Raw genomic sequence first — 14,394 nt, forward strand, 5'->3', positions numbered from 1 at the left:
AGGACGCCCGTTCAGGCCGGGATCCCGGCGGCGAGGAGTTCCACGAAACCGATGTCCTCGTTCGCCACGCCGAACACCTCGGCGCGCAGCAGGGTCCGCTCCGCCCAGGCGCGATGCGGCTTCACTTCGTTCATTTTGTTCGTGTACGCCGACCTCAGCACCCCGCCGCCGCCCCGCTCGGGCCGCAGGATGTCCTGGGCGTCGCTGTACTCCTCGTGACTGACCACCGACAGTGCGTGCACGGGCAGCACGTGGGAGGGGTGGATACAGGTCTTGCCGAGCAGTCCGTTGGCCTGGTCGAGGGTGATCTCGCGCAGCAGTCCGTCCATGGAGTGCTCGATGAGCGCCTCACGCAGTTCCTCGGCCTGGCCGTCCAGGAAGGGGCTGCGGCGCAGCTGCGGCTTGAACATGCGCTCCTGCACGCGGAAGTACTCCCACACCGGCCCGGTGACCGTGAACCCGGTGCCGTCGGCCCGCCCCAGCATGTTCACCACGTCGGAGATCACGGAGGCGACGATCTGCACGTCCCAAGCGGTCATGTCGGGGGCTCTGCGCAGACCGTACGAGGAGCAGAAGTCGGTCACGCCCAGGCGCAGCGCCAGGACCCGCTCGCGGTACTTGTCGACCGTGCGCGCGATGCCCTCCAGGGTCTGCACCCTCGACTCGCGGTAGAGCAGCTCCGGTGACTCCAGCACCGGCATGGCGAACAGCCGCCGTCCGCTCTCGGCCTCGGCGCTGTGCAGGGCCTCCAGGAAGGGGATGCCGCGTTCCTCGGTGAACTTCGGCATCACGAAACCGGACAGCAGCCGGGCGGCCGGGCCCAGGCGTCGTACGAGATCGGGGATCTGCTCGGGCGACCGCACCCGGACGAACAGCAGCGGAAGGTCCGCCGGGCCGCGTTCGGCGAGGTCGGTGAACTGGCGTACGAGGTTCCCCTCGGCGTCCGCGACGTCCTCGTCGCCGATGGAGTCCTCCAGGCACAGCACCATCGAGACCACGCCGCGGTCGGTCTGTTTGACGATGTCGTCGGCGAGCCGCGGCCGGGTGGCGGGACTGTAGAGGGTGGCGCCCAGGGCCGCGGAGAGCAGCCGGGACGGGGAGTCCGCGGTGAACGAGCAGGGCTCCCGGTGGAAGAGGCGCTGCCGCACCTCAGGGGCAATATGCCCGAAATGACGCATGGAACTCCCCCGTGGTGGTCAAGCGTCCCCTGTGAACGGTTCACAGGTGGCCGGTAATAGTACGTAGAGATCCATACCAAGGGTTCCCACCAGGCATGAATTTCTGGTAACGCGGGCGCACACAGCCGTTTCGACGGGGATCGGAATCTCCGGCGATCCGGCACCCCCGCGTTGTCGTGACCAGGACCGAGAGGGCAGGATGACCGCATGACGCACGCGATGCTGAAGGGGTCGAACGTCCCGCTCGCAACCACCACGGTACGCGCAGTACTGCGCTGGGCGCCTGGGCAGGGGGTTCCGGACGTCGACGCCTCGGCGCTGCTCGTCGGCGCCGACGGCCGGGTGCGATCCGACGAGGACTTCGTCTTCTACAACCAGCCCCGGCATCCCTCCGGCAAGGTCTGGCGGCTGGGCAAGAAACGCGACGCCGAAGGCCTCACCGACACGATCCAGACAGATCTCGCCGGTGTCGAGCCCGATGTCGCCCAGATCTACCTGGTCGCCTCGGCGGACGATGTCACCTTCGACCGCGTACAGAGCCTGCGCATCCTGCTGTACGACGCCACGGTCGCCGACGGTGAACCCCTGGCCTACTTCGACATCCGGCCGACGACGGGCGAGGAAACCGCCCTGATCTGCGGTGAGCTGTACCGGCGGGGCGATGGCTGGAAGTTCCGCGCGCTGGGCGAGGGCTACTCCAACGGCCTGCAGGGGCTGGCGACCGACTACGGCATCTCGGTGGACGAGTCGGAGGGCCTCGGGGCAGGACCCCAGGAGGCGCCGGAGATCGCGGCGACCACGATCGTCTCGGCTCCACCCGCCCCGACCCAGCATGCCTCCGAGCTCTCCTCCCAGCCCCTGCCCCCGGAACAGCCGACCGGCGTCCCCACCCAGCCGGCCTACGGTTACCCCCAGCAGCCCGCCGCCGCGGCCACGGTCCAGCCGGCCTACGGCTACCCGCAGCCGACCAGCCAGCCCGCCTACGGCTACCCGCAGCAGACGGCCACCGCACCGGACCCGGACTTCCGCCTGCCTCCGCAGGGGCCGCAGTTCATCGGGCGGTAGGCACCCCGTCCCGCGGGGGCGCGGGGAACACGTCTCGCGAAGGCGGCCGCGGAACTCACCGCTCCGCCTTCGCCTTGTAGCCCCTGCCCCACTGCAGTCCCCACCCGTACAACCGGTCCAGCTCCGCCTGGAAGCCGTACACGAACTTCACCTCGCGCCGGACCATCATCTCGCCCTTCACGTTCTCGATCGTCACCACGGCGCAGGACCGGGCCTGGGGATGCCGCTCGTCGAGATGTATCTCGATCCGCGGCCCGTTGCTCGGGTACAGCGTGACGATCGCGTGCGTACGGTCAAAGGCCGGCGTCTGGTCGTAGATGTATACGAAGACCAGCAGCCGCTTGATGGCGTCGCGATGGTCGAGATTGACGTACATGGTCTCGCCGGACGCCGACCCGAACCGGTCGTCGCCGCTGAGTTTCACGTACGGCGCCCCGTTGACGTCGCCCAGGTAGCCCCCCAGGGGCTGCACGACGCCCTTCGTGCCGTCCTGGAGTTCGTAGAGGCAGCCCAGGTCGAGGTCGACGTTGACCATGCTCTGGCTGTGCCCGAGGACCTCCTGCGGCTTGAGCGCCCTGAAGGGGTGCCGGAGCAGGCTCTCTCGCGGGGGGCCGCCCATGTCGGAGGTCCGCATCCGCCAGGCCAGGTTGACGCGCAGATGGCCGTTGGCCGCGCCCTGCTTGGTGAGAGAGACCTGGCTGTGCCGTTTGGTCAGTTCTATCGAGTTGGTGGCGGCGTTGCCCGAGTCGAAGTCGGCCTCGCGCCCGCGCCGGAGTCCCTCGAAGAAGCCCATTCCCGCCCCCACGTTCCACTTGTAGGAACCGCAGGCCGTCGCGCACCCGCCGTCCTTGACGACCGACGGGGCGGCACCGGGGAGTCGTCCCCGACACCGCCCCGCACAGAGCGTTCCTCACTCAGAAGGTGATCACACCCCGGACGAGACCTCAGTCTTCTCGTCCGAGTCCGTCGCTTTTCCCTCGGCCGCTGCCAGAGCGTTGTTGCGACGCACGGAGGACCAGAAGGACCAGCCGATCAGGACGACGCCGACCATGCCGGTGATGATCTCGTGGATCTGGTACTGGATGGTGACCAGGAGGATCACGGCGAGGGCGCCGATCGCGTAGTGCGCGCCGTGCTCCAGGTAGACGTAGTCGTCGAGGGTGCCCTGGCGGACCAGGTAGACCGTGAGCGACCGGACGTACATGGCACCGATACCGAGGCCGAGGGCCATCAGCACGATGTCGTTGGTGACGGCGAAGGCGCCGATCACACCGTCGAAGGAGAAGGACGCGTCCAGGACCTCCAGGTAGAGGAACATGAAGAACGCGGCCTTGCCGGCCAGGGTGACCGCCGAACGGGGCTTGCCGGTGCGCTCGGCCGCTTCCTCCTCCTCGTGCTCGCGTTCCTCCTCCTCTTCGAGCTTGTCCTCGAAGTAGCCGGAGAGACCGCCCACGATCATGTAGGTGATCAGACCCGCGATGCCGGAGATGAGGACCGTCTGCGCCTTGTCGGCATGCGCGCCGCCGTGCTGGTGGGCGTGGGCCGCGAAGGTCATCGAGGAGACGAGCAGCACGATCAGGGAGATGCAGACCGACAGCATGTCGACCTTGCCGAGCTTGGCCAGCGGTCGCTCCAGCCAGGCGAGCCACTTGATGTCACGGTCCTCGAAGATGAAGTCGAGGAAGATCATCAGCAGGAACATGCCGCCGAAGGCCGCGATCGACGGGTGGGCGTCGGTGACCAGCTGCTGGTACTGGTCCTTGTCGTTGAGCGCCAGGTCGACGGCGTCGATCGGGCCGATCTTGGCGCTGATGGCGACGATGACGACGGGAAACACCAGTCGCATGCCGAAGACGGCGATGAGAACGCCGACCGTGAGGAAGATCTTCTGCCAGAAGGCACTCATCTTCTTCAGGATCCCGGCGTTGACCACCGCGTTGTCGAAGGACAGGGAGATCTCGAGGACGGAGAGGATCGCCACGATTCCGAAGGCGGTCCACCCCCCGTAGAAGACCGCCGCGACCAGGCCGAGCGCGGTGACCGCGAACGACCAGCCGAAGGTTTTCAGAAGCACTGGCTACCCAATCGTGTATTGGGGGCGCCCCCAAGCGGAGCTTGGGGGAGGGTCTCCCCCGCGCCGTACTCGGCTTTACGAAACGTTGACTCCGAAGTCTAGAGCGATGCCTCGCAGCCCCGACGCGTACCCCTGTCCCACGGCCCGGAACTTCCATTCGCCCTGGTAGCGATAGACCTCACCGAAGATCATCGCGGTTTCCGTGGAGGCGTCCTCACTGAGGTCGTAGCGCGCGAGCTCCTGGCCGTCGGCCTGGTTGACCACGCGGATGAAGGCGTTCTGTACCTGCCCGAAGGTCTGGCCGCGTTCGTCGGCCTGGTGGATGGAGACCGGAAAGACGATCTTGTCGCACTGGGGCGGCACCTTGGAGAGGTCGATCAGGATCGACTCGTCGTCTCCCTCGCCCTCACCGGTGAGGTTGTCGCCGGTGTGCTCCACCGAGCCGTCCGGGCTCTTGAGCTGGTTGTAGAACACGAACCACTCGTCGCCGAGCACCCGGCCGTTGTCGCACATCAGGGCGCTGGCGTCGAGGTCGAAGTCGGCTCCGGTGGTGGAGCGCGCGTCCCAGCCGAGCCCGACCATCACCTGGGTGAGGTTGGGTGCGGCCTTGGACAGGGAGACATTGCCTCCCTTGGCGAGCGTGACGCCCATGTTTCTGTCCCTCCCCGAGACGGTGCTTCTCTGCTTGTCCTGCACGTCCGGCGCCGCACCCAAACAGGGCGGCGCCGGACAGTGAGACCTTCAGCAGGTCAGACGTTCACGCCGAAGTCCTGGGCGATGCCGCGCAGACCCGAGGCGTAGCCCTGGCCGATGGCGCGGAACTTCCACTCCGCACCGTGCCGGTACAGCTCGCCGAAGACCATGGCGGTCTCCGTCGAGGCGTCCTCGGAGAGGTCGTAGCGCGCGATCTCCGCCTCGCCGGCCTGGTTCACGACGCGGATGAACGCGTTGCGGACCTGACCGAAGGACTGCTGGCGGTTCTCGGCGTCGTAGATCGAGACCGGGAACACGATCTTGTCGACGTCGGCCGGGACCGTGGCGAGGTCGACCTTGATCTGCTCGTCGTCGCCCTCGCCCTCACCGGTGATGTTGTCGCCGGTGTGCTCGACCGAGCCGTCCGCGCTCTTGAGGTTGTTGAAGAAGACGAAGTTCGCGTCACTGGCGACCTTGCCGGTCGGGTTCACCAGCAGCGCGCTGGCGTCCAGGTCGAAGTCGGTGCCGGTGGTGGTACGGACGTCCCACCCCAGACCGACGATGACCGCGGTCAGGCCCGGGGCCTCCTTGGTCAGCGATACGTTGCCGCCCTTGCTGAGGCTGACTCCCACGAGTCCTCCATTGGTGTCCAGGGGCGGGGCGCCCCGTCGTTCGTCGGATGTCGGATGTCGGATCAACGATTCGATCCTAGTGACGGGTTCCCGCACCTCGCAGTCCCTGGACCCGAACAATCACAGGGTGTCGAGCGCCTTGACGTACTCGTTCAGGTCACGCGCGTCCGGCAGGGCGTTGACGACGGTCCAGCGGACGACGCCCTCCTTGTCGATGACGAAGGTGCCGCGCACCGCGCAGCCCTTGTCCTCGGCGAAGACGCCGTAGGCCCGGGAGACCTCGCCGTGCGGCCAGAAGTCGCTCAGCAGCGGGTATTCGAGGCCCTCCTGCTCGGCGAAGACCCGAAGGGTGTGGATGGAGTCGTTCGACACCGCGAGCAGCTGGGTCTCGCGGTCGGAGAACTGCGGAAGGTTGTCACGCAGCTCGCACAGCTCGCCGGTGCACACACCGGTGAAGGCGAAGGGATAGAACAGCAGTACTACGTTCTTGGCTCCGCGGAAGTCGGACAGTTTCACGGTGGCGCCGTGGTTGTCCTTGAGTTCGAAGTCGGGGGCCTTGTCGCCGACCTGGATCGCCATCTCCTGGATTTCCCTTCGATGGGGTGGGGCTGTTCGGGTGGCACCCACCCTAGGTCGTGCCCTTCGGACGCCCCGGGGCCGCGGGGCCGGACGTGCACCACGGCTCCGAGGCGGGCTGATCCGAAGCACGACCTACGCGGCGATCACCGCGCACAGACGGGCGGGCCCGGCGATGCCGGCCCGCCCGTCTGTTCAAGGGTTACTTCTTCGTCTTCGCGGCCTTCGGCGTCACCAGCCGGCTGCCGCTCCAGTCCTTGCCGACGCTGACGCTCTTCGACGCGGAGAGCCCGGCGGTCGTCGCGGCTTCGGAGATGTCGCTCGGCTCCACGTAGCCGTCCCGGCCGGTCTTCGGCGTCAACAGCAGGATCGAGCCACCTTCCTCGATGTACGTGATGGCGTCCACCAGCACATCGGTCAGGTCGCCGTCGTCGTCGCGGAACCACAGCACCACGGCATCGGCTACATCGTCGTAGTCCTCATCCACCAGGTCACTGCCGATGACTTCCTCAATGGCCTCGCGGAGTTCCTGGTCTACGTCGTCGTCGTAGCCGATCTCCTGGACCACCTGCTCGGGCTGGAACCCCAGCCTGACGGCAGGGTTCGTCCGCTCCTCCGCGTGGTCCGCGGTCGCGCTCACGGTTTGCCTCCTGATCATGTTTTGGTGAATGTCTCAGCCTCACGCGTGCGCGAAGCGTTGGCCGTAGTCCACACGGGCGGGGCGGATCGCGCAAGTACCCGGCCGCCGAGACCGCCGAAACGGTGACGTTCCGGGCGGTGTCGCCGCAACTTACGGCACACCTTCCCGACCCTGGGGTGACACGGCACACACCTTTCTGCCCTGTTTGCGCGTTTGGGAACCATCATGGGGACGGAGCCGGAGACAAAGCCCTGGACCGCTTGCTGGACCAAGGCCGGGTTACCCCACAGTAGAGGTGACGTTTCCCGCCCCGAGGTACACGATGGGGAACGATGCAGGCATACCGAAAACTGAGCGAACCCCAGGGAAATGCAGCCCTCTGACAGGTAAGGAACAGCGTGGCTTCCGGATCAGATCGCAACCCGATCATCATTGGCGGCCTTCCGAGTCAGGTTCCTGACTTCGACCCCGAGGAAACCCAGGAGTGGCTCGACTCCCTCGACGCCGCCGTCGACGAGCGCGGCCGGGAGCGGGCCCGTTATCTGATGTTGCGGCTGATCGAGCGGGCCCGTGAGAAGCGCGTGGCCGTGCCCGAGATGCGCAGCACGGACTACGTCAACACGATCCCGACCAAGAGCGAGCCGTTCTTCCCCGGCAACGAGGAGATCGAGCGCAAAATCCTCAACGCCACCCGCTGGAACGCCGCCGTGATGGTCTCGCGCGCCCAGCGGCCCGGCATCGGCGTCGGCGGCCACATCGCCACCTTCGCCTCCTCGGCCTCGCTCTACGACGTCGGCTTCAACCACTTCTTCCGCGGCAAGGACGAGGGCGACGGCGGCGACCAGGTCTTCTTCCAGGGCCACGCCTCGCCGGGCATCTACGCCCGCGCGTTCCTGCTGGACCGCCTCAGCGAGGGCAACCTCGACGCGTTCCGGCAGGAGAAGTCGAAGGCCCCGCACGGGCTGTCCAGCTATCCGCACCCGCGGCTGATGCCGGACTTCTGGGAGTTCCCCACGGTGTCGATGGGCCTCGGCCCGATCGGCGCGATCTTCCAGGCGCGGATGAACCGCTACATGCAGGCGCGCGAGATCGCCGACACCTCGAAGTCGCGCGTCTGGGCGTTCCTCGGGGACGGCGAGATGGACGAGCCGGAGTCGCTCGGCCAGCTGTCCATCGCCGCCCGTGAGGGCCTGGACAACCTCACCTTCGTGGTCAACTGCAACCTCCAGCGACTCGACGGCCCGGTGCGCGGCAACGGAAAGATCATCCAGGAGCTGGAGTCGATCTTCCGGGGTGCCGGCTGGAACGTGATCAAGCTGGTCTGGGACCGCACCTGGGACCCGCTGCTCGCTCAGGACCGCGACGGCGTGCTGGTCAACAGGATGAACACCACGCCGGACGGCCAGTTCCAGACGTACGCCACCGAGACCGGCTCGTACATCCGCGACCACTTCTTCGGCGACGACCAGCGGCTGCGCGCGATGGTCGAGAACATGACCGACGACCAGATCCTGCACCTGGGCCGCGGCGGCCACGATCACCGGAAGATCTTCGCGGCGTACAAGGCGGCCGCGGAGCACCGGGGCCAGCCCACGGTGATCCTCGCGAAGACCATCAAGGGCTGGACGCTGGGCCCGAACTTCGAGGGCCGCAACGCCACGCACCAGATGAAGAAGCTGACGGTCGACGACCTCAAGGGCTTCCGTGACCGGCTGCACCTGCCGATCTCCGACAAGGAGCTGGAGAGCGGCGCGCCGCCGTACTACCACCCGGGCCGGGACTCGGAAGAGCTCCAGTACATGCACGACCGCCGCAAGAGCCTCGGCGGTTACGTCCCGACGCGTGTGGTGCGCTCGAAGCCCCTCACGCTGCCGGAGGACAAGACATACGCGACCGTGAAGAAGGGGTCCGGGCAGCAGTCCATCGCCACGACCATGGCGTTCGTACGGCTGCTCAAGGACCTCATGCGGGACAAGGAGATCGGCAGGCGGTTCGTGCTGATCGCGCCGGACGAGTACCGCACGTTCGGCATGGACTCCTTCTTCCCGAGCGCGAAGATCTACAACCCGCTCGGCCAGCAGTACGAGGCCGTGGACCGGGACCTGCTGCTCGCCTACAAGGAGTCCCCGCAGGGGCAGATGCTGCACGACGGCATCTCGGAGGCGGGCTGCACAGCCTCGCTGATCGCGGCGGGTTCGGCGTACGCCACGCACGGCGAACCGCTCATCCCGGTGTACGTCTTCTACTCGATGTTCGGTTTCCAGCGCACCGGCGACCAGTTCTGGCAGATGTCGGACCAGCTGGCGCGCGGTTTCGTTCTGGGTGCGACCGCCGGCCGTACGACCCTGACCGGTGAGGGCCTCCAGCACGCGGACGGCCACTCGCAGCTGCTCGCCTCGACCAACCCGGGCTGTGTGGCGTACGACCCGGCCTACGGTTTCGAGATCGCGCACATCGTCCAGGACGGTCTGCGGCGGATGTACGGCAGCTCCGAGGAGCACCCGCACGGCGAGGACGTCTTCTACTACCTCACCGTCTACAACGAGCCGATCCGGCACCCGGCCGAGCCGGAGAACGTGGACGTCGAGGGCATCGTCAAGGGCATCCACCGCTTCAGCGAGGGCACCTCGGGATCGATTCCGGCGCAGATCATGGCATCGGGTGTGGCGGTTCCGTGGGCCGTCGAGGCGCAGAAGATCCTCGCCGAGGAGTGGAGCGTCAAGGCGGACGTCTGGTCGGCGACCTCCTGGAACGAACTGCGGCGCGAGGCCGTGGCGTGCGAGGAGCACAACCTGCTGCACCCCGAGGAGGAGCAGCGGGTGCCGTATGTGACGCGGAAGCTGACCGGCGCGGAGGGACCGTTCGTGGCCGTCTCCGACTGGATGCGGTCGGTTCCGGACCAGATCTCGCGGTGGGTGCCGGGGACGTACCAGTCGCTGGGCGCCGACGGTTTCGGCTTCGCGGACACCCGTGGTGCGGCCCGGCGGTTCTTCCACATCGACGCCCAGTCGATCGTGGTGGGCGTGCTGACCGAGCTGGCCAGGGAGGGCAAGGTCGACCGGTCGGTGCTGAAGCAGGCGATCGACCGGTACCAGCTGCTCGACGCGTCGGCTGCCGATCCGGGGGCCGCGGGCGGCGACGCGTAGCGTCACGCTCGGCTTGAGCGGGTGAAGGGGGCGGGGCCGGGCGGCTCCGCCCCTCTTTCTCATTCCTTACGATGCGGACATGAAGGAACTGTCGGCGCAGGCCCGGTGGGAGCACCTGACGCAGCGGCCGCTGCTGGCGCTCGCCGTGGTGTTCGCCGTGGCCTATGCGGTACCGATCGTGGACACCTCGGCCGGGCGGTCCCTGACCATGGCCTGCACGGTGGTCGAGTGGGTGGTGTGGGGGGCGTTCGCGGCGGACTACCTGGTGCGGCTGGCCCTCACGCCGCGCCGGCGCGAGTTCGTCCGTACGCACTGGCTGGACCTGTGCGCGGTCGTGCTGCCGTTGCTCCAGCCGCTGCGGCTGCTGCGACTCGTCTCGACGCTGATGCTGCTGGGGCGGCGGGCCCGGATGGCCTCGCAGATCCGGGTGACGACGTATGTCGCGGGGGCCGTCGTCGGGTTGCTGATGTTCGGGTCGCTGGCCGTGCTGTCGGTGGAACGGGAGTCACCGGACGGGAACATCCGGACGCTGGGTGACGCCGTGTGGTGGTCCTTCACGACGATGACGACCGTCGGGTACGGCGACCACGCGCCGACCACCGGACTGGGACGGATCATCGCCGTCGGGCTGATGCTGTCCGGGATCGCACTGCTCGGTGTGGTGACCGCGAACATCGCCGCGTGGTTCATCGAGCGGTTCGAGAAGGACGACGTGGAGGAACAGCGCCAGACGGAGGCGATCCGAGCCCTGACCGCCGAGGTACGGGCCCTGCGCGCCGAGATCGCGGAGCTACGGGAACCCTCACTCCGACCTGACACCACGTCGCCCCGGGGCCGGCAGAACGGCATCCCGATCCTTACGGAACGGCAGCCGGAGGGCGGCTGAGGGGCGGGCGGGGGGGCGGCGGGCGGCCGGGCGGCGGGTGGCCGGCGGCGGGCGGCCGGGGGACGCCGGGTGGTGGTCTCACGGTGCCGCAGCGGCTCGGCGGAGACTGAGGGACGCTCTGCCGACGGAACGTCAGCCCGCGGAGGCCGAGCGGTCGCCCGACGCTGGTTGAGCGGCGGTCGGCAACAGCAGGACGGCGGCCGGACGGCGGCTGAGCGGCGGGCGGCCGGGGGACGTCGGCGGTGGCCCCGCGGTACCGAGCAGCGGCTCGGCGGAAGCTGGGCGGCGGCCCCGCGACAACGGAACGGCGGCCCGAAGGACGCCGCGCGGCGACTCCGCGCCGGCTGAGTCCACGTATGGGCGGCGACGGAGCCCGGCAATAAAGGCGGGCCCCCGGTCGTCCCACCGGGGGCCCTGCCCTCACTGTCCCCGGGTCAGAACAGGCCTGTGCCCGGGGTGGTCGCTCCGGCGAGCCAGATGATCGCCAGGAGCGTATCGATGGCGCCCAGGACCACGGCTACCAAGGCCGGCAATGAGCGTGTGCCTGTCCAGGCACGGCCCATGGCCAGCCAGCCGCAGACCATCGCCACCGGGCCGAGGATGATCCCCAGCACGAAGAACCCGGCGACGGCGCAGATGACTCCGACGATTCCGAGCGTCGCGCGATCCGGCCCAGTCCGTGACCCTGTGCGGCCACGTGAGCGGGGGTACCTGCGCGTTCCTTGTCCGAAGCCCGCCATCGTCAACTCCCTGAACCTCTCGATTGATTCGGGTCGTTCCGGGTTCGATGACGCGAGTACCCACTCTGTGTTTCCCAATCCTCCGGTCTTGCGGCGCGCCGCCCCCCTCCGGCAGCGCGCCGCAGCACCGGTCACCCTCCTCGCGGTCCCAACTCCCCGAATTTGCCTGGGGAACTTGCCGTACCGGAGGGCTTGACCCACTGTGACGTGCGGTGTGTACCCGGCGGGAGGAATCTTTAGCGTTGTCACCCGGATAGGGGAACTCCGCCTGTTCTTCCCCCGGTTCGCCCCCCGGTCGGCCTCCTGGGTCGGCGGGGACGGCGCCCACCGTCAGATGTGACCGACGCCCGCGCCCGCCTCCGCGTTCGCGCCGCGCTTGGTGAGCAGCGCGACCAGGACGGCGACCAGGGCGACCCCGGCGGCGACCAGGGACGCCAGGCTCATGCCGGAGATGAAGGTGTCGTGCGCGACATCGCCGATCTTCGTGGCGACGGCCTCCGGCGTGTTCGGGGCGACCGGTGCCACACCGACCTGGACCGCCTCCGCGGCCTCGTCCAGCTGGGCCGGGGTGAGCGGCGGAAGGCCCGCGTCCTTCCAGTTGCCCGCGAGGTCGCTGTCGACCTTGGAGGCCATCACGGCACCGAGGACGGCCGTACCGAGGCTGCCGCCGATCTGCATCGCGGCCTGCTGGAGACCGCCGGCGACGCCGGAGAGCTCCATCGGGGCGTTGCCGACGATGACCTCGGTGGCGCCGACCATGACGGGCGCGAGGCCGAGGCCCAGCAGGGCGAACCAGAGGGACATCACGGCGCTGCCGGTGTCCGTCTCCAGCGTGGACATGCCGTACATGGCGATGGCGGTGGCCGCCATGCCGCCGGCCAGCGGGACGCGCGGGCCCAGCTTGGTGATCATCGCGCCGGCGAGCGGGGAGCCGACGATCATCATCCCGGTGAGCGGGAGCAGATGGAGTCCGGCGTCGATGGGGCTCATGCCGTGCACGTTCTGGAGGTAGAACGTCACGAAGAACAGGCCGCCCATGAAGGCGATCGCCATCAGCACCATCAGGACGACACCCGCCGACAGCGGCACCGAGCGGAACAGCGCAAGCGGGATCAACGGCTCCTTGACCTTCGTCTCCCAGAAGGCGAACAGGGCGAAGCCGACCACGGACACCACGACGAAGGTCCAGGTCTTGCCGTCGCCCCAGCCCCAGGCCGGTGCCTTGATGAGGGCCCAGACGAGACAGAACATCGCGCCGGAGAGCAGCCCGATGCCGAGGAGGTCGAAGGAGCGGGGCGCGTTCTCCGCGCGGTGGTCGAGCAGGATCAGCACGCCGAGGACGACGGCGAGGAGACCGACCGGCACGTTGATGAAGAACACCGACTGCCAGTTGACGTGCTCGACCAGCACACCGCCGAGGATCGGGCCGCCGGCGGTGGAGGCGCCGATGACCATGCCCCAGATGCCGATCGCCATGTTGAGCTTCTCGGCCGGGAAGGTCGCCCGCAGCAGGCCGAGCGCGGCCGGCATCAGCAGCGCGCCGAACAGGCCCTGCAGGACGCGGAAGGTGACGACCAGCGCGATGCTGCTGGAGAGCCCGATGGCGCCGGAGGCGGCCGCGAAGCCGACCACGCCGATCAGGAACGTCTACCGGTGGCCGAACCGGTCACCGAGCTTGCCCGCGGTGATCAGGGAGACCGCGAGGGCGAGGAAGTAGCCGTTGGTGATCCACTGGACGTCGGCGAAGCTCGCCTTGAGGTCGCTCTGGATGGCCGGGTTGGCGATGGCGACGATGGTGCCGTCGAGGGCCACCATCATGACCCCGACCGCGACGGTTATGAGGGTGAACCAGGGATGGCCACGCAGCCCGGTGGCGGGGGCCCCGCCAGACGGGGACGTCGCCTTGTCCCCCGGCCCCGTCTTGTCGATGGTGGTCTGACTAGTCATGCCATCGAGGTTAATGACAGCCGCTGACAATTGACAAACCAATTCACAAGTCGGTGGCTGTCAGGACCTTTGCCCATAACCTGAACCAGGTGGACGGTTCACCAGAACACTCAGCGGACGGTTGAAAGGAAGGCCCATGGAGACGGCGTCACGGCCGGGGTTGCGCGAGCGCAAGAAGCAGCGCACCCGGGACGCGCTGGTGCGGGCCGCCCTGGAGCTGTTCACGACCCGGGGGTACGACGGCACCACCGTCGACGACATCGCCGACGCCGTCGAGGTCTCGCAGCGCACCTTCTTCCGCTACTTCGCCGGCAAGGAGGAGGCCGCTCTCGCCCTGACCGAGATGACGGTGGCGCAGTTCGTCGAGTCGGTGCGCGCGCGCCCGCCGCACGAGGCCCCGGTGGAGGCGCTGCGCCAAGCCGTCCTGGAGGGGTGGGACACCCTCAACGACATCGTGGCGGAGGTCGTCCCCGTCGAGCTCTATCTGCGGATGTACCGGGTGATCGAGTCGACGCCCGTCCTGCTCGCCGCCTATCTGCGCCGCTCCGACGAGGCGGAGGAGGAGATCGCGCGGGTGCTCGCCGCACGGGAGGGCCTCGATGTCGAGGTGGATCCACGCCCGCGCCTCGCGGTGGCCGTGTTCAGCGGCGTGATGCGCGTCACGGGGCGACAGTGGAGCACCGGCGAGGACTTCAGCCTGGAAGCGATCCGGGAACTGACGGTGCGTTATCTCGAACACGTGGGACCGGCACTGACGGGAAACTGGCGAACGGGGTGAACTGTCCCGATAACACCCCTTTTATCCAAACGTGATTCG

At 68.2% G+C, this 14,394-nt stretch carries 12 protein-coding genes and 1 pseudogene; 4 read left to right on the forward strand and 9 right to left on the reverse strand.

Translation table 11 applies throughout. The features are described from left to right. Nucleotides 1–11 precede the first annotated feature (11 nt). Entirely contained in the window at nucleotides 12–1,178 is a 1,167-nt protein-coding gene (locus AB0H86_RS25375) for an HpcH/HpaI aldolase/citrate lyase family protein (protein ID WP_362442992.1), read from the reverse strand. 207 nt (nucleotides 1,179–1,385) lie between these two features. On the opposite strand from AB0H86_RS25375, the gene AB0H86_RS25380 reads away from it, so the two are divergent. Continuing rightward, complete coding sequence (locus AB0H86_RS25380; protein WP_362442995.1) at nucleotides 1,386–2,243, forward strand: TerD family protein; 858 nt, start codon at nucleotides 1,386–1,388, stop codon at nucleotides 2,241–2,243. A gap of 55 nt (nucleotides 2,244–2,298) precedes the next feature. On the opposite strand, the gene AB0H86_RS25385 is transcribed toward AB0H86_RS25380, so the two are convergent. The 6 genes from AB0H86_RS25385 to AB0H86_RS25410 form a co-directional block, all read right to left on the reverse strand. Further along, nucleotides 2,299–3,036 (reverse strand): Tellurium resistance, encoded by a 738-nt coding sequence (locus AB0H86_RS25385; RefSeq protein WP_362443234.1) that lies wholly within the window; start codon nucleotides 3,034–3,036, stop codon nucleotides 2,299–2,301. Nucleotides 3,037–3,168: 132 nt separating this feature from the next. Next, nucleotides 3,169–4,317: a DUF475 domain-containing protein gene (locus AB0H86_RS25390; protein WP_362442998.1), complete on the reverse strand. Its 1,149-nt coding sequence runs from the start codon at nucleotides 4,315–4,317 to the stop codon at nucleotides 3,169–3,171. A 75-nt stretch (nucleotides 4,318–4,392) separates the two neighbouring features. Continuing rightward, nucleotides 4,393–4,968 carry a TerD family protein gene (locus AB0H86_RS25395; RefSeq protein WP_362443001.1) on the reverse strand — a complete coding sequence of 192 codons (576 nt, stop codon included), beginning with the start codon at nucleotides 4,966–4,968 and terminating at the stop codon, nucleotides 4,393–4,395. Nucleotides 4,969–5,066: 98 nt separating this feature from the next. Continuing rightward, the gene (locus tag AB0H86_RS25400) at nucleotides 5,067–5,642 is read right to left on the reverse strand and encodes a calcium homeostasis/redox stress adaptation protein (RefSeq protein WP_362443004.1); all 576 of its coding nucleotides are present in this window, start codon (nucleotides 5,640–5,642) and stop codon (nucleotides 5,067–5,069) included. Between the two features lie 120 nt (nucleotides 5,643–5,762). Then, entirely contained in the window at nucleotides 5,763–6,221 is a 459-nt protein-coding gene (locus AB0H86_RS25405) for a peroxiredoxin (RefSeq protein ID WP_362443007.1), read from the reverse strand. A 199-nt stretch (nucleotides 6,222–6,420) separates the two neighbouring features. Beyond that, on the reverse strand, nucleotides 6,421–6,858 hold the full coding sequence (locus AB0H86_RS25410; RefSeq protein WP_362443009.1) for a DUF3052 domain-containing protein: 438 nt from the start codon (nucleotides 6,856–6,858) through the stop codon (nucleotides 6,421–6,423). Nucleotides 6,859–7,256: 398 nt separating this feature from the next. On the opposite strand from AB0H86_RS25410, the gene aceE reads away from it, so the two are divergent. Continuing rightward, nucleotides 7,257–10,004, forward strand: coding sequence for a pyruvate dehydrogenase (acetyl-transferring), homodimeric type (gene aceE / locus AB0H86_RS25415; RefSeq protein WP_362443011.1), 2,748 nt, complete (start codon nucleotides 7,257–7,259; stop codon nucleotides 10,002–10,004). Between the two features lie 79 nt (nucleotides 10,005–10,083). Beyond that, nucleotides 10,084–10,890, forward strand: coding sequence for an ion channel (locus AB0H86_RS25420; RefSeq protein ID WP_362443013.1), 807 nt, complete (start codon nucleotides 10,084–10,086; stop codon nucleotides 10,888–10,890). 434 nt (nucleotides 10,891–11,324) lie between these two features. On the opposite strand, the gene AB0H86_RS25425 is transcribed toward AB0H86_RS25420, so the two are convergent. Beyond that, nucleotides 11,325–11,630, reverse strand: coding sequence for a small hydrophobic protein (locus AB0H86_RS25425; protein ID WP_362443015.1), 306 nt, complete (start codon nucleotides 11,628–11,630; stop codon nucleotides 11,325–11,327). 330 nt (nucleotides 11,631–11,960) lie between these two features. Next, nucleotides 11,961–13,577 (reverse strand): annotated as a pseudogene (locus AB0H86_RS25430) (MFS transporter). Nucleotides 13,578–13,713: 136 nt separating this feature from the next. Between AB0H86_RS25430 and AB0H86_RS25435 the strand changes: the two are divergent. After that, nucleotides 13,714–14,355, forward strand: coding sequence for a TetR family transcriptional regulator (locus AB0H86_RS25435; RefSeq protein ID WP_362443017.1), 642 nt, complete (start codon nucleotides 13,714–13,716; stop codon nucleotides 14,353–14,355). Nucleotides 14,356–14,394: the final 39 nt, after the last annotated feature.

This window comes from Streptomyces sp. NPDC050997 (genome assembly GCF_040660135.1).
GTDB lineage: Bacteria > Actinomycetota > Actinomycetes > Streptomycetales > Streptomycetaceae > Streptomyces.